The sequence below is a fragment of the Bradyrhizobium sp. HKCCYLS1011 genome, assembly GCF_051167795.1.
In the GTDB taxonomy this organism is placed as follows: domain Bacteria; phylum Pseudomonadota; class Alphaproteobacteria; order Rhizobiales; family Xanthobacteraceae; genus Bradyrhizobium.
This window is the reverse complement of record NZ_JBNPTT010000007.1, coordinates 80,489-104,570: the sequence shown is the minus strand read 5'-3', so window position 1 is coordinate 104,570 and position 24,082 is coordinate 80,489. Positions and strand designations below refer to the sequence as shown.

Annotated in this window: 10 protein-coding genes; 3 read left to right on the top strand and 7 right to left on the bottom strand. The window is 62.7% G+C overall.

Annotation, left to right across the window (positions count from 1 at the left end):
• Positions 1-49 precede the first annotated feature (49 nt).
• Positions 50-640, bottom strand: a complete 591-nt coding sequence (locus ACQR1W_RS23710; RefSeq protein WP_434853068.1) for a TetR/AcrR family transcriptional regulator — start codon at positions 638-640, stop codon at positions 50-52.
• Positions 641-744: 104 nt separating this feature from the next.
• On the opposite strand from ACQR1W_RS23710, the gene ACQR1W_RS23705 reads away from it, so the two are divergent.
• On the top strand, positions 745-906 hold the full coding sequence (locus ACQR1W_RS23705; RefSeq protein WP_434853067.1) for a hypothetical protein: 162 nt from the start codon (positions 745-747) through the stop codon (positions 904-906).
• Positions 907-998: 92 nt separating this feature from the next.
• Complete coding sequence (locus ACQR1W_RS23700; protein WP_434853066.1) at positions 999-1,715, top strand: SDR family NAD(P)-dependent oxidoreductase; 717 nt, start codon at positions 999-1,001, stop codon at positions 1,713-1,715.
• A gap of 653 nt (positions 1,716-2,368) precedes the next feature.
• Here the strand turns inward: ACQR1W_RS23700 and ACQR1W_RS23695 are convergent.
• Entirely contained in the window at positions 2,369-6,751 is a 4,383-nt protein-coding gene (locus tag ACQR1W_RS23695) for an autotransporter outer membrane beta-barrel domain-containing protein (protein WP_434853065.1), read from the bottom strand.
• A gap of 585 nt (positions 6,752-7,336) precedes the next feature.
• On the bottom strand, positions 7,337-11,131 hold the full coding sequence (locus tag ACQR1W_RS23690; RefSeq protein WP_434853064.1) for a tetratricopeptide repeat protein: 3,795 nt from the start codon (positions 11,129-11,131) through the stop codon (positions 7,337-7,339).
• Positions 11,132-11,378: 247 nt separating this feature from the next.
• Here ACQR1W_RS23690 and ACQR1W_RS23685 point away from each other — a divergent pair, with 247 nt between their 5' ends.
• A complete protein-coding gene (locus ACQR1W_RS23685) occupies positions 11,379-11,996 on the top strand; it encodes an invasion associated locus B family protein (RefSeq protein ID WP_434853063.1) in 618 nt (205 codons plus the stop codon).
• Between the two features lie 41 nt (positions 11,997-12,037).
• Here the strand turns inward: ACQR1W_RS23685 and ACQR1W_RS23680 are convergent, their stop codons facing one another.
• The 4 genes from ACQR1W_RS23680 to ACQR1W_RS23665 form a co-directional block, all read right to left on the bottom strand.
• Positions 12,038-12,427, bottom strand: coding sequence for a homogentisate 1,2-dioxygenase domain-containing protein (locus tag ACQR1W_RS23680; RefSeq protein ID WP_434853062.1), 390 nt, complete (start codon positions 12,425-12,427; stop codon positions 12,038-12,040).
• A 216-nt stretch (positions 12,428-12,643) separates the two neighbouring features.
• Positions 12,644-13,894 (bottom strand): 5-aminolevulinate synthase, encoded by a 1,251-nt coding sequence (gene hemA, locus ACQR1W_RS23675; RefSeq protein WP_434853444.1) that lies wholly within the window; start codon positions 13,892-13,894, stop codon positions 12,644-12,646.
• A gap of 61 nt (positions 13,895-13,955) precedes the next feature.
• The gene (locus tag ACQR1W_RS23670; RefSeq protein ID WP_434853061.1) at positions 13,956-17,198 is read right to left on the bottom strand and encodes a hypothetical protein; all 3,243 of its coding nucleotides are present in this window, start codon (positions 17,196-17,198) and stop codon (positions 13,956-13,958) included.
• Entirely contained in the window at positions 17,192-23,905 is a 6,714-nt protein-coding gene (locus ACQR1W_RS23665; RefSeq protein ID WP_434853060.1) for a hypothetical protein, read from the bottom strand. The genes ACQR1W_RS23670 and ACQR1W_RS23665 overlap by 7 nt, the downstream gene beginning before the upstream one ends.
• Positions 23,906-24,082: the final 177 nt, after the last annotated feature.

Below are 24,082 nucleotides of genomic sequence, written 5' to 3'. Positions count from 1 at the left end.
ACCATATGTGATGTGCCCCGATGCTGGTTCCGGGCAGCTACGATCATATTCAACTCTCCAGAACGACCACGGATCGAATGGCGCATTCTGTAAGCATCGGGGCATATCCGCGGGGATCGCTGCGCTCCCGGCCTGACAGCCACGCCCGACAGAAGATCTGGGCTGGGCCGATGATCTGGCTGATGAAGATCGAGATCGGCATCTCGCGCGCAGCGCCCGACGCCACGAGCGGGTCGAACCAGCTCGCTAATCCATTCCGAAAGTCCTCGTTCTCCGCACGCTGCTCCTTGCGAAAGTCCGCCAGCCATTCCGCGCGCGATTGCTCGAACAGAAATTTCGCACTCCGACGCTCTTCCACCACCCATCCAAGATGCGCGGCGATCAGCATTGCAACGCCCGTCTTGGCGTCGGGACTACAGGCCAGCGGGGCCAGCATCGCCGAATGGTACGAACGAAGGGCGGCAAGGAGCAGCTCCGCTGCCAGCCCCTTCTTCGATCCAAAGAAATGAAAAAAGCTGCCGTTCGATGCCCCCGCCAGCGCGCAGATCGACGTCACGGTCGCGTCGTCGAACCCGACCCGTTCGAAGGTTCGGAGACCCGCCGAGAGTATCGCCGACTTGGCCGATCCGTATTGATTCACCTTCTATATTTTGACTCTAGAGTAACACTCTAATTCCGATATACGAGGGCCCCGCGGATAGCAAGACCCGGCAAAACACATTTTCGTTTGCTCGCGTGATCGAGATGAGGACCCTGGCGCTCGATCTCATCCACGAATTCAACGATATCGTGGGCGAGGCGCCGACCGAATTTTTCACACGCGCCCTTCGCGTTGGCGCTGACGGCATGGACGAAGCTAACCTCATCATCCAGCGCGCGATCTACGAAACGGGCGATCGCAGCTAGTTGAACTGGCTGTCCGAAATCACCAATACGGCCACCGCAAGGCACCATCAGATGAGGACCTCCGTTTGCTTGGCTTCAAACCGGGAGGCAAAATGAGGTCGTCGAAGAAAGTCGCCGTCGTAACGGGCGCATCGCAGGGCATCGGCGCCGAAATAGTCCGGCAATTCCTTGCCAGGAGCTATCGCGTTGTCGCCTGCTCGCGGAACATCACACCCGCAGGCCAGCCGAATCTGGTCGAGGTCGCAGGCGACATTTCGCAGGCCGAGATCGCCGGGCGCGTCATCACAACTGCAATGGAGCGTTTCGGGCGCATCGACACGGTGATCAACAACGCCGGCGCGTTCCTGCCCAAGCCCTTTACCGAGTACACGGAGAGTGACTTTTCAAATCTCGTCCGAGTCAATCTCGGAGGCTTCTTTCATGTCTCGCAGATGGCGATCGCCGAAATGCTCCGCCAGGGCAGCGGACATATCGTCAACATCACCTCCAGCCTCCTGGCTGAGCAGCCGGTGAAGGGAGTGCCGGCGGCTCTGACGGCGATCACCAAGGGCGGTCTCAACGCCGTGACACGGTCGCTCGCCATCGAATATGCCGACAAGGGCATCCGCGTGAATGCGGTCGCCCCGGGCGCGATCCGAACGCCGATGCATGCGACCGATGCGCATGCTTTTCTTGCCACCCTGCACCCCATGGGCCGCATCGGGGAAATTCAGGAGGTCGTCGACGCCGTCCTCTATCTCGATGATGCGGCCTTCGTGACCGGAGAAGTCTTGCACGTCGATGGCGGAGCCAACGCCGGGCGGTGGTGACTCCCGAAGTCCACCAGTTTGCCCGCAGCACCGAGCGGACCATTGAGCGTCCGTCCCCGCGCGCTCGTCGAACTGTTCGGCCTTGGCGTGCCGATCACCAGCGGCGCTGAGCCGCAAGGTCATCAGCGAATTTCGGAATGCACGCGAAAGCCTGGTCCGGGCCGGCGCCAAAGGCCGCCGTTTGTGCGCGACCGATCACCGACGAACATTCGCCCCGAGAAGCTTGAACTCCGCTGCGCGATTGGAATTCGCTTAGTCCCTCTCGGGATAGCGGTCCGTTCCCACGGCAGGGATAGCCGCTCCCAAGGATAAGGACGTCAAAATGCTCGGGCTGAGACGTTGTTGTCTCCCTTCATGACAGGCGCCATGAGGACCTCCGAGCCAACCGCTGGATGGCAAACGATGGTCCGAGTCAAGGGTTGCCGTGCGGCGCAGCCACGCTACTGCACACCAGATCTCCCCTGTTCGGCGACGTGGCCAAACTGGTTGCAGGTGGAGGATCGTTCCAGCGATCAATTCCCGACCACTCAATGAGTGGCTATCACCGCGCAAGCTGGATGACTGAATCTCTCAGCACGAACGATCCAGACATGCCAAGCTGGGATTTTCCAAATGCAGGCCAAACACACCGCTCAATGCTCCTTCTCACAGGTTCACCAAGAGTATTTCAGCGTGCCGGCGCCGCCGTAAGTCTGCGAGCCCATGCCGAACACGCCCTCGAATCTTGCCATGGCGGTCCAGTCGGCGTTGATGTGAAGTTCAGCCGCGGCCGTGGTAAGCGCTGAATTCTTCGGCGTAGCGGCGCCGTTCACAGTGAAGTTTGCTCCGGACAATGCCTGGAAGACGGCACCGAGCGACGGATCCCTTGCCCAGTCATGCGCCCAGGCAAGGCGGCTGCGCAATCCCAGCGGCATGCCGTTGACGACTTGCAGATTATCGAACCGGGCACCAAACTCGCTTCTGATGTCGGTCGCGCTCATTGCATTGTAGGAGAGGCCGAAGCCGCCGCCGGTCAAATCGGTCTCGCTGTAGCCCGGCGTGCGGAGATCCTGGGCCTGAAAGGCGGCATAGGGCGTCACGCCGACGATGGCCCCAGTGTTCTGCGTATCAGTGATCGGCACCGAATAACGGTAGCCGGTTTCTAACCGCCCCCCATAGCTCTGCCCGGTGAACTTTGCATGTAGCGGATCACCAAGCGCGACGCGGTCGGTGGTGAACCAGTGATTGGCGAAGGCGAGCGCGCCGGAGAGATAGAGCGGTCCCCAATGCGTCTTGGAATAGATACCGGCGCCGAATGCATCGCTCCTCCCGCCGCCGAGCGCTTGCGCGAGATTCCAGTTGGTACCGCCGCCGGTCAGGCCGAAGCCGTAAGTGACGTTCGGCGTAGCGCGATAGTCGATGCCGGCGGCCAAGCCATGGTCGTGGGCCGTGACATTGTTGGAGCCGAGCGCGGCATTGCCGTCGGTGACGCTCGTGCCGCCGAACGCGGAACCCCAGGCACTCCAACTCTGATCGAAGCTTGACGGCATCTGGTCCCGCGGACGTGGCGTCCTCAACGCCTTGGCGTAAGCGAACGCGACATCGCGCGGCAGGCTCGAATCCTGCTCCGGCGCAAAGCCTGCCGCGCCGTCGCCATTGGACCCGCCTCCCCCGCTCCGGGTCGGATCGAGCATCAGGACGAGGAAGTCGTTCATGAACTGACCAGCACCCTTGCTCGCATCCGTCGCCGGCTCGCCGGAGAGCTGCGACAGCGCGTTGCCAGGGTTCGGGATCGTAAACAGCGCGGAGAAGCCTGCCGGCAGCGGGCCGCCGGCATTGAAGTAGCCGTTGATGGCATTGGCGGCATTCTGCTGGTTGACGTTCAGCCGATCACCAGCGCCGAGACTGGCCCTTAGGTCCAGATAGACGTCGGTCGTGTCGTAAGTGACGACGGCAGAGTAGCTCGACGGCAAGTTGAGGATGTTGACGCTGCTGAACCGGCCGCTGATGCTGGTCGGATCGAGGATGTCATAATGCGTGTTGCCTTTGAAGTTGCCGGGCTGCACGACGACGTCCAACGTGCCGTTGAGCGAGACTGCGCCGGTCACGTCGACGCGCGAGACGCTCGCTCCGGCGATGGTGACGAGATAGATCGCGCCGGACTGGAAAGCCAAATTGCCGTTGATGTTCATGATGGTGCCGGCCACGCCGGGCGTGCCGGGCGCAAGCGTGCCGCCGATATCGACGTTCGCTGAGCTCAGCGTGCCGACGCCGGCGAGCACCCCGCCGTTGTTGACGGCGATGGATGTGGCGCTGTTGCTTCCATTGAGCACCACCGTTCCAGAATTGACGTTGACCTGGTTGACGCCGGTGAACCCATAGGCGCTACCGTATATGAAGCTGCTGCTGCCGAGATTGAAATTGATCGTGTTCGAGGCGCCCTGGCCGACGACATTGCCGGCGATAGCGCCGCCCGAAATGTTCAGCACGTCGGCATTGGACGAGAGCTTGATTGCACCATTGATCGTGCCACCGGCCTGATCGATCGTCACGGGGCTCGTCGCCAGATGGACGTCGATCGCCGCCGCCGAGCCTGTGATCGTGCCCGAGTTCACGATCGTGCTGTCCGCAGCGAAAGTGACGCCGCTGCCGATGCTGATGGCGGTCGCGGCCGTGATCGTCCCGCTCGCGCTGTTGACGATGCCACCGGCGAACACGCTGACGTTATTGACGTTGAGGCCGGCATTGCCTGCGGAAATCATGCCGCTGTTCGTGATGCCGCCCAAAAAGGTCGAGCCGGTAACGAACATACCGGTCAGCTGTGCCGCAATCGTTCCGGAATTGGCGATGCCGCCGGAGAACGTCGAGTTGCTGATGAGGAATATGCCGTTGCGCAGCGACGAGATCGTCCCACTGTTGCTGATGCCGCCGGCGAACGTCCCGACGCCGAGGATGTCGATGCCGAAATGACCCGCGGAAATCGTGCCGCTGTTGGCGATGCCGCCGCCGAATGAATTGACGTTGCTGACGCGGGTGCCGGAGCTGCCCGCGGAAATCATGCCGCTGTTGCTTATGCCGCCCGAAAACGTCGAGCTGCGGACGACGATGCCGCTGCCCTGCGCGGAAATCATGCCGCTATTGGCTATGCCGCCGGCGAAGGTGATGCCGCGATAGGCGTTGATGCCGGTATCGCCCGCAGAAATCGTGCCGCTGTTCGTGATGCCCCCCGAAAAGGTCGAGCTGTCCAACGAGATGCCGCTGCCGTTCGCAGCGATCGTCCCGCTATTGCTGATGCCGCCGACGAACGTGCCGAGGCCGACGATGTTGATACCGCTCGCCATCCCGGAGATCATGCCGGCGTTGCTGATGCCGCCGGCGAAGCTGCCGACATGCTCGACATAAATGCCGGAGAGCCGAGCGGCGATCGTGCCGGTATTGGCGACGGCGCCCGCGAAGGTCGAGATGCCGTTGAGGAGAATGCCGTAAGCGGTACTGCCCGTTATCGCGCCGGCATTGCTGATATTGCCTGAGAACGTCGAAACGTTGTTGACGTTGATTCCGGTCCAGCCCGCCGCGAGCGTGCCGGAATTGCCGTTGGTGATGCCGCCTGAGAAGGCCGAAACATTGCCAACGACGATCGCGGTGCGCCCCACCGAGATCGTGCCGGTATTGGCGACGCCGCCCGCGAAGCTCGAGACATTGTTGACGTAAATTCCGTCGATGGTGCGTGCCGAGATCGTGCCGGCATTGTTGATGCCACCGGCGAAGGTCGAGACGCCGGAAATGACGATGCCATACTTATCCGCCGAGATCGCACCAGCGCTGCTGATGCCGCCCGAGAAAACCGAGACGGCGGAAATGGCAATGCCGTCGTTGTTGGTGGCCGAGATCGTGCCGGAGCTGTTGATGCCGCCCGCAAATGTCGAAACATCTTGGACGTAGACGCCGGTAAAGCCCGCCGAGATCGTGCCTACATTGCTGATGCCGCCCGAGAAAGCCGAGATGGTGGAAAGGAAGATGGCATCGTTGCCGCCCGAGATCGTGCTGGAATTGGTGATGCCGCCGACTGCGATCGACGAGCCGAACATGCCGGTATTGGTGACGTTGATGCCGTTCTGGTTCGCCGAGAGCACGCCGGCATTGCTGATGCGGCCCGCGAAGCTCGATACGGCGGTGACGTAAATGCTGTGGGTGCGTGCCGAGATCGTGCCGGTATTGCTGATGTCGCCCGCGAAGGTCGAAGCGCCAGAAACGACGATCGCATACCTGCTCGACGAGATCGTGCTGGAATTGCTGATGCTGCCCGTGAATGTCGAGACGTTGTTGAGGTAGATGCCGTAGGTGTGTGCCGTTATCGTGCCGGTGTTGCCGATGCCGCCCGCGAAACTCGAAACCAACTGGACATTGACGCCCGCGCCCGCCGAGATCGTGCCGGCGTTGCTGATGCCGCCGTTCAGGATCCCGACATTCTCGACATAGATGTCGGCCAGGCGAGCGGTGATCGTGCCGGTATTGCTGATGCCGCCTGCGAAGGTCGAGATGCCATTGACCAGAATGCCGTACGCTGTACCGGCCGAAATCGCGCCGGCATTGCTGATATTGCCGGAGAAGGTCGAAACGTTGTTGACGTGAATTCCGGTCCAGCCCACCGCGAGCGTGCCCGAAGCGTTGTTGGTGATGCCGCCCGAGAAGGCGGAGACATTATTGACAGCGATGGCGGTAAAGCCCACCGAGATCGTGCCGGCATTGCCGATCCCGCCCGCGAACGTCGAGACATTGGCGTAAACGCCGTGGGTGTGTGCCGTGATTGTGCCGGTATTGCTGATGCCGCCGGATATGGCGGCATTCGCGGCAACGATGCCGCTCTCGGACGCGGTGATCGTGCCGACATTGACGATGGCCCCGCCGATCGAAGCATTGTAGATGGTGATGCCGGTCCGCGTCGGTGGGGAGCCGCCGTTCGCCGTGATGACGCCGGTGCCAGTGTTGGTGATGTTGCCGGTGACGATGGCGCCGTTGAAGACTTCGATGCAGTTGATCGCGCTCGAATTGCTCACCGCAGAGGACGTGCCGCCGTTCTGAGTGACGCAGGCGGCGTAAGCCGGAGCCGCCCCACCGCCGATCAAAAGTGCTGCCAGCGAGCTCGATGCCAGCAGCGCACCTAACCGTTGGCGTTGACCACCTCGTTGAGCGCGCTTTTCACCGGGCCCTAATGCCGGACAAGGCGTCGCAATAATTGGTGCATATCCTGCACCAAGACACTGTCCTTGAGTTGAATCTGTGTATGCAGCCATGAGGGGCAGCGCAGTCTCGAACTTCAATTCCAGGTTGAATTTCAATCTACACTGGAGAGATCGCGCGTGAATGCTGAACTCCTCGCCGTGTGTAGGAGTTTATAGTTAATGGCCGTTTAAGCTGACGGTCGCGCGAACGATGGCGAACGCTATCGCGAAAATTGTGGACGACTATATTCGTGATGTAGTGAGCCGAAGCGGCGCGAGCGCTCGAGCAACATCGGCGATGATTTCCGCAGCTAAGACAAACGACCGGTTCATGCAGATCCTGACCGCGCGCGGCTTGCCTGCGCATAGCGCGCTCCACCGCCCGTTTGCAAACAGGCCTCCCAACCGCCAAAGACGATTTTAGGCGCGGCCACTCAATGTAGTCAAAAGAGGCTCAAGCTGGTCTTCATAGACCCGCCAACGACCGACTGCGCTTCGATAGATGGGTTTACGGACCTGCGTAGCACTGGCCGTGCGGACCGGCCGCTCGGTTCGGTGAAACGAAAGGCAGCGGTCGTCCCAAGGCAAGCCGCAATAGGCGATGATGCGCTGAGCTTGGGTCTCCAGATCGACCACCACGTCTTCATAACGGACGTCGAGGAAGCTTGCGGCCGGCAGAACGCTGCGCCAATGCGCCATCAACCGCTCGTAGCGCCGGTAATAGCGGCCGAGCTCGCCGAGGTCATAGGTGTGGTTTTGCTCGGCGGAAAACAGCTTGGAAAAGCATGACACGCAGGTGTCCATCGGATCGCGTGTGGTGTGAATGATCTTCGCGCGCGGCAGTGCGAGATGAATGAGCCCAAGGAAATAATAGTTCGACGGCATCTTGTCGGTGACGCGCCGCACGATCGTACCCGCCCCCTGCGCGGCGAGCCCGCTGAGTCGTGCGACATAATCGCTCCCGATCTGCCGCACTGTGGCGCGGTCGAGCGCGTCGACGAAGTGCGGATATGGGATCGTACGGCCGTCCATCCCGCAAACGGTAAGAACGACGTCATTGAAGGCCTGCAGCTCGCCGGCACCGTGCACCATCGGATGGCTGGCGATGATCTGTTCGATCAAGGTCGTCCCCGAGCGCGGCATGCCGACAACAAAGATTGGCGACTGTGAAGGATCACCGCCGCCGGTCTTCGCTTTGATCATGTCCAGAGAGAACACCCGCTCGATGTCGTCGAACAGCGCGAAGGTCGCCTTCTCGTCATAGGAAATGGTCGCGCGCTTGGCCGCATTGCCGGCGCGCAAATGCTGGAACGAGCGTGGATAGTCCTGGAGATCGGCATAGGCCTTGCCGAGCGCGAAGTCGATCTGCATGCGGTCCGTCTTCGATAGGCCATCGCTCTGCGCCGCAATTGCTTCCATGGCGGCGAGATGCGGGTCGCCAGCGCGGAATCTCTTGGAATCGGCGAGATTGACATAGACACCCGCGACCGTCGGATCGAGCCGCAACGCTTCGAGATAAGCATGCTCCGCCTCGCCCAGCTGTCCCAGTTCCTTCAGCACGTTCCCCATGTTGTTATAGGCATCCGCCAGATCCGGCTTGAGTGCGAGCGCACGGCGGTAAGAGGCGAGCGCGCCGTCGAGGTCGCCGCGCTCGAACGCGATCCGTCCCATCAGATTGGCGATGTCGTGATTGTCTGTATTCAGCGCGAGCGCACGGTTGGCGACGGCTGCCGCCTCGTCGACTTTCTTCTGGTCGAGCAGCACGGTGCCATAGTGCAGATGAACCTTCTCGCTGTTCGGCTCGATGACGAGCGCGCGACGCAGCAGATCGGCGGCTTCATCGAGTCGATCGAGATCCTTCACGGCCAACGCCAGATTATCGAGCGTATCGGGATTGTTGGGGGCAAGCGCGAGCGCCTCGCGGTAAGCGGTCTCTGCTTCTTCGGCGCGCTTGAGCTCACGCAGGCAGGTGCCGAGATTGTTCCAGCCGTCGGTAAAGCCCCGCTGCAATTCGATGGCGCGGCGATAGGAGGGCTCAGCCTCGGCAAAACGCTTCAATCGCTGCAGAGCGTTGCCACGATTGCTGTGCGCCTGCGCAAAATGGTCCTGCAGCGCGATGGCACGTTCGTAAGACGAGAGCGCCTCCTCGAACTTGCCCTGATCGAACAGTGCGATACCGAGATTGTTGTGGGCGGCCGCACTGCTCGGATCGAGCGTGATAGCACGGCAGCTCGCCGCGATGCCTTCGTCGACGCGGCCGGCAAGCCGGAGCATCTCACCGAGATTGGTGTGGTAGAGCGCCACATCGGGATCGATCGCGATCGCCTGCTGCACATGTGCAATGGCATCGGACAATTTGCCGGACTGATGCGCGATGATGCCGAGCATGTGTGCCGCTTCGGCATTGTCGGACTCGGCTTCGATCGCGCGGCGCGTCAACTCATGTGCATCGGCCAGAAATCCGTTGCGGCGCTTCTGTTCGGCGGCAATGAGGGCTTGGCCCGGCGGCATTGCCTGCACCGGCGCAGCAATGGGCGCCTCAACCTGTGCGGCCTCCGCTGCCATGATCGCCGCGGCATGTGCGGCACGCCGTTCGCCTTCGGCCTTGAACGGCGTGAGCCGCGCGCGGTCGCCTTGCACGACAGCCGCAAGCTCCCTGGCGATGTGCGATACGATATCGGTCCACTCATCACCGCGCTTTTGCCGGAACAGGCGCATGGTCGGGTACCACGGATTGTCCTCGCGATTGAGCATCCAGCGCCAATCGGTCACCCAGGGCAGCAACACCCAAACCGGTTTGCCGAGCGCGCCGGCGAGATGTGCAACCGAGGTGTCGACCGTGATGACGAGGTCGAGCGCGTCGACCGCGCCAGCAGTATCGGCGAAATCGACAAATTGTGCGCCGAGATCTTCAATAGCGGGCGTACCCTTGAGCCTTTTCAGATCGGTCGTGCGCGGCCCAAACTGCAGACTTACGAATGAAGCTCCCTCGACTGCGAGAAGGGGCGCCAAGACATTTAGATCAAGCGAGCGGCGAGTGTCGTTGACGTGCTCGGGATTGCCGGCCCACACCAAGCCGACTTTGAGGCCTTGCAACCTGGAGAGGTGCTTTCCCAAGCGCTGCGCGGTATCGGCGGGTGGGCGGAGATAGGGTACGTCGGATGGAATGGACTCAAGTCGGGTCCTGAACAGCCGGGGCAGACTCAACAGCACGGCATCGCATTGATACGGAGCAGGATCGCCGCGATCGCCGCATACGGTGATGCCCGGCAGGCTCTCGCGGAGCAGCCTTACGAGCTGCTGATGCACACGCAATGTGACGTGGCCCGCGCGCTGCGCAAGTGGTGGGATATAACGCACGAATTGCAGCGTATCTCCGAATCCCTGTTCGGCTTGAACATAGATGTGTTTGCCGGCGAGACTGCCGCCTGCCCAAGGAATTTCCGGAAAGCGCGGGCCTTTGCGTTCGGTCGAACGCAGTCGCCATTCATATTCGTCAAGGCCCTCGCCGAATTCACCTCGCATGAGCAGGAGAATGCCGAGGCCGGAATGGGCATTGGCGTGATGCGGCGCCAGCGCGATCGCGCGCCGGAGCGCGGCGATACCTTCATCGAAGCTGCCGCTATGATGCAGCGTCGTGCCGTAATTGGCCCAACCATCGGCAAAGTCTGGCGATAGCTCTAGGGCGCGGCGATAAGCGGCGATCGCCTCGTCGAATTTCCGCACCGCGTGGAGCGCATTGCCGAGATTGCCGTGGGCCGCGGCAAAATTCGGTGCTGCCGCGATTGCCTTGCGTTGAGCACGCGCGGCCCCTTCGTAGTCTTTCAGCTCGTAAAGCGCGACGCCGAGATTACTCAGCGCCGCCGGCATATCGGGCTCGATGGCAAGCGCACGGCGCGCCTCGTCGACGGCGAGCTTTGGCCGCCCGGCAAGGCGAAGCATCTCGCCGAGATTGGCATGAAACAGCGCAATCTGCGGTGCGAGTTTGGTCGCGCGCTCGACATGCTGGATGGCTTCTGCGAGCTTGCCGTTTTGATGCGCGATGACGCCGAGGAGGTGCTCGGCTTCCGGAGCGTCCGGCTGCGCCTTAAGGATCTGACGGCACACCGCCTCGGCTTCCAACAGCCGTCCTTCGTTGCGGCATCGGTCGGCATATTGCAATGCCTCGCCAAACGACATGAATGCCGTTTGTGGCTGCCCAGCCATATCGTTCATTGCCCAGATGCACCCCTGCCAGGCCGGTCCGCGATTCCGCACACGTTATCTTTCGGGGGCTGGCTTGTGAACCCCAGCCGCCCGTTTGCGGTCCCGTAGGCGCGGATTGTCATCGCAGCCGCTATCGCATATTGGGGCGCGCGGTTCTTGGCTGCGCTCCTACGCGATGTCGTGTAGGGATTGCCATCGGTTCGGTCAGAAGCGGTTTGCACATTTGACATCTTCCCCTGTTTCCTATCGGGGTTGCATGGAGCTCGACACTGCAATGCGGAAGTTGCGAAGGCCGGCGCTCGCCGGCATCATGCTCTTGACACTTGCCCGTGGTACCGGCGCGCAGCAACCGTTCGAACGCCCGGTGCTGCGGCCGGCCCTGCTACCAAACGTGACTCAAGCGCAGCAGGCGCCGACGCAAGGCAACGTACCGCAGAGCACGACGGCCACCTATGCCGATTGGGTCGTGCAGTGCCTGACCCACGCTGGCACTCCCCCCGAGAAAGTGTGCGAAATGGCGCAGCTCACTCAATTGCAGGGCAAGAACGTACCATTCTCGCGTATCGCGGTCGGGCATCCGGCGAAAGATCGTCCAATCAAGCTCATCGTCCAGCTTCCGGTGAACGCGTCGTTTGCCACGGCCGTCCGGATCCAGACCACTGATAGCGATCCAGGCCTGACGGCGCCGTTTGCGCGCTGCGTGCCGGGGGGCTGCTTTGCCGAATTCGATCTCAAGGAAGACACTCTAAAAAAACTCCGCGCTGCAAGTGGCGTCGGCAAGCTGTCCTTCGCTGAAGCTGGCGGACAAGTCGTCGCCGTACCGCTGTCCTTCAACGGCTTCGCGCAAGCCTACGAGGCGTTACTCAAGGAGTGAGTTCACTCGTTTTGCCGAATGGGCTCAGCTTGAACGACGGGTCATGGCCAGGCTTTTTGTGGCCATCCGCGCCGAGCCACCAGGGTAAACTGCTTCGCAGCTCGCACATCCAGTTCGAAGCCGCCGTGACACGGCAAGTTGGCGTCGCTTTCCGCCGCTGCGGGCCAAACATCAGGCTGCGAAGCGTACGCGGTCGCGCTCAAAGGACAGCAGGTCTCGAACATGAAGGCCATGGTGCCGGACAGCCGTTCGGGGACGAAATTCTTGTGCGATGCCTGTTCGAAAGCCTCGGCGTCCGGAGCGCGATCAGGGCGTTGTGAAGGCTTATGCCACCCGGTACGAAGCCGCCGAGCTTCGTATCGTAGACCAGCCTCCAGCGCCGGTCTACCGTATCCGTCGTCAACAGCCGATCGCCTACACGCACTGAGCAAGCGCGGGGTTTGGCATGAAAAGGCTTGCCGCTTCGCTGATAAATGCTCTTCTCGTCGCCGAATAATTCGATTTCAAACAAACTCTTGGCAACGCTGCCGTTGTTCGGTATCGGCGGCTCGCACCGTGAGCTCGCTTGACCGCAGCTTGCAATACCGCTGTAGTTTCTTCCGTTTGAGTTGGCGCAATGACCAGCGAAGTCACTGGCGCCATCTTATTCAAAAAGCGCGAACTGAGGATGGCTCTTGCGAGAGGTGCTCATCCTGCCTTCGTAAGTGAAGCCGCTCCCACACGTCGACCAGCGCTTCGGCCAACGCATCGATCAAGCCATCATCATGATAGGGCGACGGCGTGATGCGCAGCCGCTCCAGCCCACGCGGCACGGTCGGGTAGTTGATCGGCTGGATGTAGATGCCGTGCTCGGACAGCAGCAGGTCGGAGGCCATCTTGCATTTTTCGGGGTCGCCGACATGCACCGGGACGATGTGGGTGTCGCTCGGCATCACCGGCAGGCCCGCGGCCTGCAGCACCGCCTTGAGCCGCGCGGCGCGATCCTGATGCCGCTGGCGCTCCCATTGCGAGCTCTTCAGGTGCCGGATCGCGGCGGTGGCGGCGGCGCAAACCGGCGGCGGCAGCGCTGTCGTGAAGATGAAGCCGGGCGCATAGGAGCGCACCGCGTCGATCAAATTGGCATTGGCCGCGATATAGCCGCCGAGACAGCCATAGGCCTTGGCCAGCGTGCCCTCGAGGATGTCGATCCTGTTCATCGCGCCGTCGCGCTCGGTAATGCCGCCGCCGCGCGGCCCATACATGCCGACCGCATGCACCTCGTCGACATAGGTCAGCGCGCCATAGCGCTCGGCCAGATCGCAGACGCGATGCAACGGCGCGACATCGCCATCCATCGAGTACAGGCTTTCGCAGATGATCAGCTTCGGGCGGTCAGGATCGGCGGCACGCAGCAGCTGCTCCAGATGTGCCGTATCGTTGTGCCGCCAGATCTGCTTCTCGGTCCCGGCCTTGCGGACGCCTTCGATCATGGAATTGTGGTTCAGCGCGTCCGACAGCAACAGGCAGTTCGGCAGCAGCCTGGCAATGGTCGAGATTCCCGTTTCGTTGGAGACGTAGCCGGACGTGAATACCAGCGCCGCCTCCTTGCCATGGAGATCGGCAAGCTCCCGCTCCAACTCGATCAACGGATGGTTGGTGCCGGCAATGTTGCGGGTGCCGCCGGCCCCGGTGCCCATCCGCGTCGCCGCATCCACCATGGCCCCGATGACCTTCGGATGCTGGCCCATGCCGAGATAATCGTTCGAGCACCAGATCACGACGTCCCGCTTGCCCTCAGGCGAATGCCAGAGCGCATGTGGGAAACGGCCGGCAAGACGCTCCAGATCGGCAAACACCCGGTAGCGGCGCTCCTGACGCAGCTGGTCGAGGGCGCGGTCGAAGAAGGCATTGTAATCGATGCCGGGGCCGATCGCTCTGACTTGAGATTTCACAACCAAGACCTCCCGATCTGCACTACTATTAGTTGAATTTATAAGAGCCCTGAACGAACACACCGTAGCGCTCGGTCGTATATCTCAGGAGCTGATTAAACGAGTCCACGGAATCCGTGCTGAGGTGCCACCAGCGCCCGCCGATGCCGAGGCGGAAGCTGTCCGTCAGTTGATAGTTCAGCACTGTCTCGGTTTGAAAGCCGGAGCCGCTTCCGGACGCGGGGTCGCGTCCGAAGGTGAAGTAGTGCGTGTCCGTCGCATTCTGGCGGGTCCACGCATAAGCGACCTCGGCTTGCCAGCTCAGGCGGTCCCACAGCCGCGTCTCCAGAGCGATGCCGGCGCGCCCGGTATGCCAATGATCCTGCTCGGTTACGACTTTGACCGCTGGGCCAAGTGCAGGCGCACAAATGACCGGATTGGCGCCGAGCTGGGTACAGCCTCGCGCGTCGACCGTCTCCGTCCAATAGTGATAGCCGACGAAGGCACCGAGCCGAAATCTCTCCATTTGCAGAAGGTTGAAGCCGACGTCGAGATTGGCGTATTGCAGCTGGCCGCTGGCGCTGCTCACCGTCTTGGACGACGGATTGACGAAGGGCGCGAAGTCCTCGTCTACCAGGCTGCCCGAGCTGATCTTGCCTGCGCCAACATAGCCCTTGACGAACATGTTGGTGAACGGACCATCGAGTGCATCCACACGGAAGAACATCTCGCCGCTGTGTCCGGTCAGCCCGCCATAAGCGAGACGGGACACCTGCGCCGTCCCGGTCTGATCGGCGAAATACCGGTAGCGATTCTGCCCAGAGCTGTACCAGTAGCGCAACCCTGTCTCGATTGCATAGGAAGCAAACGGAGAGAATTGCGACTTCACCGGTAGACCTGCGTCCTGGCTCGGACCGTCGAGTGCAGCCGGACGTGCCCATGCGCAGCTGACCATCGAGGCTTGACATTTCGTCACGCCGTCCGCGCCGAAATCGTGCCGCAAGGTGACGGTCGCAAACAGGTCTTTTGTCGTCGACTTGATATTGGCAAGCGTGCTGTCGACGAACCTATAGCCGATCTCCGTCTCCATGCTGATCTCCTTCGACCATAGGTAGGTACCCAAGATCGACGGCAGGATCGTGTACTCCTTCAGATCGGTCCGAGTCCCGGCCCGGTAGCCGAGCCGCAGCCGCGGACTGATCGCCAGATTCGGCGTCACCGGATAGCGCGAGTTGAAATCCAACACGTAGATCTTCGAGTCCGCAAGACTCGCGTAGCGGACCGCCCCCATGAACAGGTCGCCCGGCGTGAAGATGCTGTTTCCCGTCAGCTGCGCGGAGAGATAATATTCCAGCCCGCTTGCTGGCGTACCGTCGACGCCGCCCGAGGGCAATGTACCGGTCAGATTTGTGACCGTCGCGTCAGTGCTGACCTGCCAGTTTTCGTTCAACGGCTTCGAGTAGCTGATCATGGCCGACTCGAAGGTCGGCGTGCGGTCGATCGCGAACTGCTTGATCTCGGCTGCCGTGTTGAATTTCATCATGTCATAAAGCGTCAGGAACGGTTGCCCCTGAAGCGCATTCCACGTCGAGAGATATGGCACCTTGCGATAGTCCACCGACGCATTGAACACTGACTTGTCCTCCAGCGTATAGGTGCCGGAGAAAATGGCCGCATTCAGCTGTCGAAAATAGGTGTCGTAGTCGATCGTGCCGAGGACCGACTTGTTGCTGTCAAAGTAGCGGAATTCGGCTCCGACCGCCTGGCGATCGATGATGTTCCGGTCGTATTGGGTGATCAGATAAACGCTTGTCTCCAAGCCGCCCAGGATCTTGCCGAGGTCGATACTGGCGCCGTATAGCGACTTGTTGTCCTTGAATGGGGCATCGAACCGGCTCCAGTTTGGCGAGCCTGCTAGCACGTTGAATCGGATCGCGGGGCTTTGTTGCCAGCTCAGCACCGCACCGTCGAAGCGGCCGATCACGCCACCCGTGTTGCGCGACTGGCGGCCGACACGGAGCGTCACATCGGCTTCCTTGAGGGTATAGTCGACCTGCGCGGTCGAAACGCCGTATTTGTCGGTGCTTGTATCGAACTGGCGCTCATGGGTGAAGGCCAGCTTGAATTTCGTCCTGACGCGATCATTGTCGGCCGTCCCGAACACATCAATGTTGGTGAGCAGCGTGTTCTGGTGCACCCGATGCGCGTCGGCATCGGCGTTCGGATTGGGCGCGGTCGACAGATCCTTGACCGCATTTGTGCTGTCATTGGTGATGAAGGTGGTGGAGGCGCTCCCTGAAACCGACCAGCGGGTTTCCCCCGTGGGAGCCGCCGCTTTGATCGGTAGAGCATCGGGGCCACCGGCCGGCACGTCGCGCGGCCGCTCGGGCGCGCTGCTCGTGGCGGTGAGAATGGCCGCAAGACGTTGCCGGACGCGCTCGTTGCCCTCGCCGCTCTGGTAGCGACGAAGATAATCCTCGTATTCGGCTTGTGCCGCGGCGGTCTGCCCGGACTTCTGATAAGCCACGCCGAGCAGTTCCTGGGCCTCTGCGCTTGAGCTGTTTTCCGGATATTTCAACAGCCGCCGCAAGATGGTGATCGCGCCGCTGAAATTACCCTTCCGGATCGCTGCGCGCGCTTCGTCCATCGCCCCCTCGATCAACCTGATGTCGGTTTCCGAGAGGCTTTGCTGTGGGCCTTCTCGACGCACCGAGTTCGGCGGAATGGCGGAGCCTTTTTGCGTGGGACCGCGGCTGTCAGGGGGGCTCGCGAGAAAGGCGCCTATCTTGCAAGCAGAGACGGGCCCCTTCCGGGCGATCACGATCGCAATCGACTCAAAGCTTCCGGATTGCACGACCTGGTAAGCAACCGAGCTCGCGAACTGGGCGATGAGCACCGGGCCCTTGGCCTCGTCCAGAGCAAGGTAGACATCCTGGAGTCCTGATGATTGCGCTCGCTCGACCCTGATTCCCTCGCGTCTGACCAGACGGCGCGCCAGAATCGCTTCGCGATCAACGAGCTGAAGGTTGATGCTGAGCTGGTCGCCGTGGTCCTGCGGAAAGTGGCCGGTATAACGGACACGGACATGGAAGTTGATCCGCAGCAAGCTGCAATTGCCCACGGTCGTGACATCGGCAGAGGACACGAACTGGTCAATCACGGGCTGAGCTTGCACGCGCCTGATGCTCACGCCGAACACGCAGGACCCAGCCACACACAGCACCAACGATAGCCGCACGGCGGCGATCGCCGACGGTTGGACGAGCGGAAGACGGCTGCACGCGCTCACCATCCGCCTCCGTTCACGCGATGCGCTTTCGGTCGACGGGTTACGATGGTGGTCTGCGTCTGATCGGCAAAGACGTGGCACGCGCCGGTGCAATCCCGGAGCTCCGCGGCGGTGTAGTTCATCGGTACAGGCTTGAGATACTTCGTATGCTGCTGTGGATGGAAGTCACTGGCGTGGCAGGCGGCGCAATCAGGCTTGTAGGCCGCGAACTTCCAGAGAACGACTTGGGAATTACTGCTGTGGCAGCCGACACAGCCGATCGCCGCCCCATGATTCGGGAAGCTCGCCGACATGTGCTGGTACGTCACGGATGTCCAGCTGACGCTGCGGTGACAGCTTTCGCATGGAGCGTTTGTCACGAAATGCCGGGGGCTTTTGCCGCTTGCGGTCGTTCCGTTGTGACAGCTGGCGCAGGGCGCGGACAAGGTCGCGTGATCCATGCGCGCGCCGCTGAACGAGACTGTGCTCTTGTGGCAAGTATCGCAAGCCGCATTGGTTACGATGTGCCTTTGCGGCTTGCCGGTCGCGGTCGTCCCGTTGTGACAGCTTGCGCAGGGCGCGGTAGCACCGGTGTGATTGAAGCGCGCTCCGGCAAAAGTCGCGGTGCTCTTGTGACAGGTCTCGCACGGCGCGTTGGTCGCCACATGCTTCTGCGGCTTGCCGGCTGCGATGATGCCATTGTGGCAAGAGCTACAAGCGGCCGTTGTACCGGCGTGATCGAAACGCGCTCCCGCGAACGTCACCGTGCTCTTGTGGCAGGTCTCGCACGGCGCGTTGGTCGCCACATGCTTCTGCGGCTTGCCGGCTGCGATGATGCCATTATGGCAGGAGCTGCAAGCGGCCGTTGTACCGGCGTGATCGAAGCGCGCTCCCGCGAACGTCACCGTGCTCTTGTGGCAGGTCTCACACGGCGCGTTGGTCGCCACATGCTTCTGCGGCTTGCCGCTAGCAACCGTGCCGTTGTGGCACGAACTGCACGCCGCCGTCGTTCCGGTGTGGCTGAAGCGGGCGCCCGCGAATGTGACCGTGCTCTTGTGACAAGTGTCGCATGGCGCATTGGTGGCGATATGGGCCTGAGGCTTTCCAGTGGCATCTCGTCCATTGTGGCAGGACGCGCACGGCCCCCTCGCCGTGAGATGATCGAACTTTCCTGCACCGAGGCTCGATGCGCCAAAGCCAGCGAGACCAGGCCTGAGTTGCTTGGTCGAATCGAACGACGGGAGGCCGCCTGCCGAAGGCTCCGCTTGCTCCGCTGCTGGTCGGCCAATTGTGGGCGACAACCTCGTCCGCGGATCATTCGAGGGGACCTGTCCCAGGGCCGGAGCAGCAGCCTGCGGGTTGGCCGATTGCGACGCCGCCGAGAAGGTCGGCAAGGCTCCCGGCTTTGGCGCCGGATCCGGCTTGGCAGCAGTGCCGGCTGCTACGTTGTCGTTTGCCGGATTTCCGGCCGGCGTCGGTGCCGACGCAATCGGATTAGCCGCGACCGGCTTGTTGCTGAACAGAATGGCTGTATTCGCGCTTGGCGCGACGGCGGTCGCGGCAGGCGCCGTCGAGGACGGCGCAGTCGCGGCTTGCGGCGAGTTCGCCGGAGGCGTGGTCATGGTCCGATTGGCAGTGGCTGCTGTTGCCGATTTGAGCGTCGGATTCGCCGGGGTGAGTGCCTTCGCTGTTGTCGTGCAGCCGCCAGCCGATCCCCGCGGATCGTCATCCCAGGTCGAGAAATTGGCCGCGGCGCCCTGGTGACAGCAGCCGCAATCCTGCGCTTTTGCGCCATGTCCGGGACCTTGCGCGCCCCTTCGGCCCTGGCTCCGATACGCGCCGCTATGACAGCTGTCACACCGCGTTGCGTGAACAGCTGAATGGTTCATCGTGTAGGTGGCAAAGCTCGCCGCGGTGTTGGTGTGGCAGTTCGAGCATTGCAGCGTGCCGGTCGGGATGTGCGGCGGCGTGGTCATGCCCATTGCGGCTGAGCCGTTGTGGCAGGACGAGCAATTGGTGTTGGCTGCCGTATGGGTAAAGGCGGCCCCTGCCCAGCTGACAAAGCCTCCACTCGCCGCCTTGGTGTGACAGCTCCCGCAATCGGCGCCATTGGTTGGGACATGGCCAGCGAAGGACGCGGTGCCCATCGCACCCTTGGTGCCCTGCCCGGTGTAGCTGCCGTTGTGGCAGCTGTCGCAGCGGCTCGTGCTCACCGCGGCGTGGCTCATCGTATACGTCGCAAAGCTCGCCGCGGTGTTGGTGTGGCAGTTCGAGCATTGCAGCGCGCCGGTCGGAATGTGCGGCGGGGTGGTCATGCCCTGCGCGGTCTTGCCGTTATGGCAGGTGGCGCAATTGGTATCGGTCGCGGCATGTTTGAACCCGGCGCCGCCCCAGCTGGTGTAGCCGCCGCTGGCTGCCTTGGCGTGACAGGTGATGCAGTCCTGGCCGCCGGTCGCGACGTGGTTCGGATACGATGCCGTGCCCATCGCGCCCTTGGTGCCCTGCCCGGCGTAGGAGCCGTTGTGGCAGCTGTCGCAGCGGCTGGTGCTCACTGCAGAATGGTTCATCGTGTAGGTCGCAAAGCTCGCCGCGGTGTTGGTATGGCAGTTCGAGCATTGCAGCGTGCCGGTCGGGATGTGCGGCGGGGTGGTCATGCCCTGCGCCGTCTTGCCGTTGTGGCAGGTGGCGCAATTGGTATCGGTCGCGGCATGCTTAAAGGCGCCCCCGCCCCAGCTGCTGTAGCCACCACTTGCCGCGGTGCTGTGGCAGCTGATGCAATCCTGGCCACCGGTGGCGACATGGTTCGGATAGGACGCCGTCCCCATCGCGCCCTTGGTGCCCTGGCCGGTGTAGGAACCGCTATGGCAGCTGTCGCAGCGGCTGGTGCTCACCGCCGCGTGGTTCATGGTGTAGGTCGTGAAGCTCGCCGCGGTGTTGCTGTGGCAGTTCGAGCATTGCAGCGTGCCGGTCGGGATGTGCGGCGGCGTGGTCATGCCCTGCGCCGTCTTGCCATTGTGGCAGGTGGCACAATTGGTATCGGTCGCGGCATGCCTAAAGGCGCCCCCGCCCCAGCTGCTGTAGCCACCACTTGCCGCGGTGCTGTGGCAGCTGATGCAATCCTGGCCACCGGTCGCGACATGGTTCGGATACGACGCGGTGCCCATCGCGCCCTTGCTGCCCTGGCCGGTGTAGGAACCGTTGTGGCAGCTGTCGCAGCGGCTGGTGCTCACTGCAGAATGGTTCATCGTGTAGGTCGTGAAGCTCGCCGCCGTGTTGGTGTGGCAGTTCGAGCATTGCAGCGTGCTGGTCGGGATGTGCGGCGGTGTGGTCATGCCCTGCGCGATCTTGCCATTGTGGCAGGTGGCGCAATTGGTATCGGTCGCCGCGTGCTTGAACCCAGCGCCACCCCAGTTGGTGTAGCTGCCGCTCGCCGCCGTCGCGTGGCAGCTGATGCAGTCCTGACCGCCCGTCGCGACATGGTTCGGATAGGACGCGGTGCCCATCGCGCCCTTGCTGCCCTGCCCAGTGTAGGAGCCGTTGTGGCAAGAATCGCAGCGGGCCGTCGACACCGCGGAGTGGCTCATCGTGTAGGTCGCAAAGCTGGCCGCCGTGTTGGTGTGGCAGTTCGAGCATTGCAGCGTGCTGGTCGGGATGTGCGGCGGTGTGGTCATGCCCTGCGCCGTCTTGCCGTTGTGGCAGGTAGCGCAGTTGGTATCGGTCGCCGCGTGCTTGAACCCAGCACCGCCCCAGCTGGTGTAGCCGCCGCTCGCCGCGGTGCTGTGGCAGGTGATGCAGTCCTGGCCGTTGGTGGCGACGTGGTTTGGATAGGACGCGGTTCCCATCGCCCCCTTGGTGCCCTGCCCCGTGTAGGAGCCATTGTGGCAAGAGTCGCAGCGGCTCGTGCTCACCGCGGAGTGGTTCATCGTGTAGCTCGCAAAGCTGGCCGCCGTGTTCGCGTGGCAGCTCGAGCATTGGAGTCCCGTCACCGGAATGTGCGGCGGTGTGGTCATGCCCTGCGCCGTCTTGCCGTTGTGGCAGGTAGCGCAGTTGGTATCGGTCGCCGCGTGCTTGAACCCAGCACCGCCCCAGCTGGTGTAGCCGCCGCTCGCCGCCGTCGCGTGGCAGCTGATGCAGTCCTGGCCGCCGGTCGCGACATGGTTCGGATAGGACGCGGTGCCCATCGCGCCCTTGGTGCCCTGCCCGGTGTAGGAGCCGTTGTGGCAGCTGTCGCAGCGGCTCGTGCTCACCGCGGCGTGGTTCATCGTGTAGCCCGCAAAGCTCGCCGCGGTGTTGCTGTGGCAGTTCGAGCATTGCAAGGTGCCGATCGGGATATGCGGTGGCGTGGTCATGCCTTGCGCCGTCTTGCCGTTATGGCAGGTCGCGCAATTGGTGTCGGTGGCGGCATGCTTGAATGCCCCGCCGCTCCAGCTGGCGTAGCCGCTGCTCGCCGCTGTGCTGTGGCAGGTGATGCAGTCCTGGCCGTTGGTGGCGACGTGGTTCGGATAGGACGCCGTGCCCATCGCGCCCTTGGTGCCCTGCCCGGTGTAGCTGCCGTTGTGGCAAGAGTCGCAGCGGGCCGTCGACACCGCGGAGTGGTTCATCGTGTAGGTCGCAAAGCTCGCCGCGGTGTTGGTGTGGCAGTTCGAGCATTGCAAGGTGCCGGTCGGGATGTGCGGCGGCGTGGTCATGCCCTGCGCGGTCTTGCCGTTATGGCAGGCGGCGCAGTTGGTGTCGGTGGCGGCATGCTTAAAGGCGCCCCCGCCCCAGCTGCTGAACCCGCCGCTCGCCGCGGTGCTGTGGCAGCTGATGCAGTCCTGGCCGTTGGTGGCGACGTGGTTTGGATAGGACGCCGTGCCCATCGCGCCCTTGGTGCCCTGGCCGGTGTAGGAGCCGCTATGGCAGCTGTCGCAGCGGCTGGTGCTTACCGCGGAGTGGTTCATGGTGTAGGTGGCAAAGCTCGCCGCCCCGTTGGTATGACAGTTGGAGCACTGCAGCGTCCCGGTCGGGATATGCGGCGGCGTGGTCATGCCCTGCGCCGTCTTGCCATTGTGGCAGGTCGCGCAGTTGGTGTCGGTGGCGGCATGCTTGAACCCAGCGCCGCCCCAGCTGGTGTAGCCGCCGCTGGCTGCCTTGGCGTGACAGGTGATGCAATCCTGGCCGTTGGTGGCGATATGGTTCGGATAGGACGCCGTGCCCATCGCGCCCTTGGTGCCCTGCCCGGTGTAGCTGCCGTTGTGGCAGCTATCGCAGCGGCTCGTGCTCACCGCGGCGTGGCTCATCGTATACGTCGCAAAGCTCGCCGCCGTGTTGGTGTGGCAGTTGGAGCACTGCAGCGTCCCGGTCGGAATGTGCGGCGGCGTGGTCATGCCCTGCGCCGTCTTGCCGTTATGGCAGGTGGCGCAGTTGGTATCGGTCGCCGCATGTTTGAAGCCGCCACCGCCCCAGCTGGTGTAGCCGCCGCTCGCAGCGGTGCTGTGGCAGCTGATGCAGTCCTGGCCGTTAGTCGGGACGTGGTTGGGATAGGACGCGGTGCCCATCGCACCCTTGGTGCCCTGCCCGGTGTAGCCGCCGTTGTGGCAGCTGTCGCAACGGCTCGCACTCACCGCCGCGTGGTTCATCGTGTAGACGTCGAATGCCGCCGCCGTGTTGCTATGGCAGTTCGAGCATTGGAGTCCCGTTACCGGAACGTGCGGCGGTGTGGTCATGCCCTGCGCGGTCTTGCCGTTGTGGCAGATCGCGCAATTGGTGTCGGTCGCGGCATGCTTGAAGCCGCCACCACCCCAGCTCTTGAACCCACCGGACGCTGCGGTGGTATGGCAGGTGATGCAGTCCTGCCCGTTGGTGGCGACGTGGTTCGGGTACGATTTGGTGCCGAGCGCGCCGGTGTTGCCCTGCCCGGTGTAGCTGCCATTGTGGCAGCTGTCGCAACGGCTCGCGCTCACGGCCGCATGGCTCATCGTGTAGACGTTAAACGCCGCAGCGGTGTTGTTATGGCAGTTCGAGCACTGGATGCCCGTCACCGGGATGTGCGGCGGGGTCGTCATGCCGAGCGCAGTCTGCCCGTTGTGGCACGATGCGCAGTTGGCGTCGGTCGTCCTGTGCTGGAATGCGGCGCCGGCAAAGCTGGCCGTACGCGCATGACAGGATTCGCAGGGAAGCGCCGTCGGCACATGTCCGCTCGGCTTGCCGCGGGCAACCGTGCCGTTGTGGCAGTTGGCGCAACCGGCGACGATGCCGGTGTGATCCATCTTCATCGCTACGCGGAAGCTGGCCGTCGTCCTGTGGCAGGCGTCGCAAGGCGCGGTGGTCGTAATGTGATTCGTTGGTTTCCCAAGAGCCATCAGACCGTTGTGGCAGGCGGCGCACGGCGCCTTCGCCTGCGTGTGATCGATCGTTCGGATATCCTTCCAAGTCGAAGTCTGGTGGCAGCTTTCGCAGCGCGTGGTGGTCTTGGGATGATTCACCGACATGCCGGCTGTCTGAGCGCCATTGTGACAGCTCGCGCACTGCGTCTGCGTGCCTTTGAAGCGGCCTCCGATATGGCACGACGAGCACTCGACCGTGCGATGGCTGCCCGTCAGCGGAAACCCAGTCGAGAAATGGTCAAACGATCCCTGCCCGATGGCCGGGTCGAGCGCGGCGAACGCAAATAGGATCGCAGCGACCGCCCACCACAGTGCGGTGCGCGATTGATGCGCGAACAGCCTAACGACGCGGTAGCAGCACTCCACCCCACTCTCCAACTTCCCAACCCCATATTCGGAGCTGCGCAGCGCCGTCCTCTGGACGACAGGCAAAGCGGATCCGCCAGGCAAACCGCCCAGCGGTCGCCCCTTGGAATTCCTTCAAAGCTTTCGCGCATGTCCGATTCGGCGAGATGGCTCAGGTCCCCATCCGCCCGCCTTTCA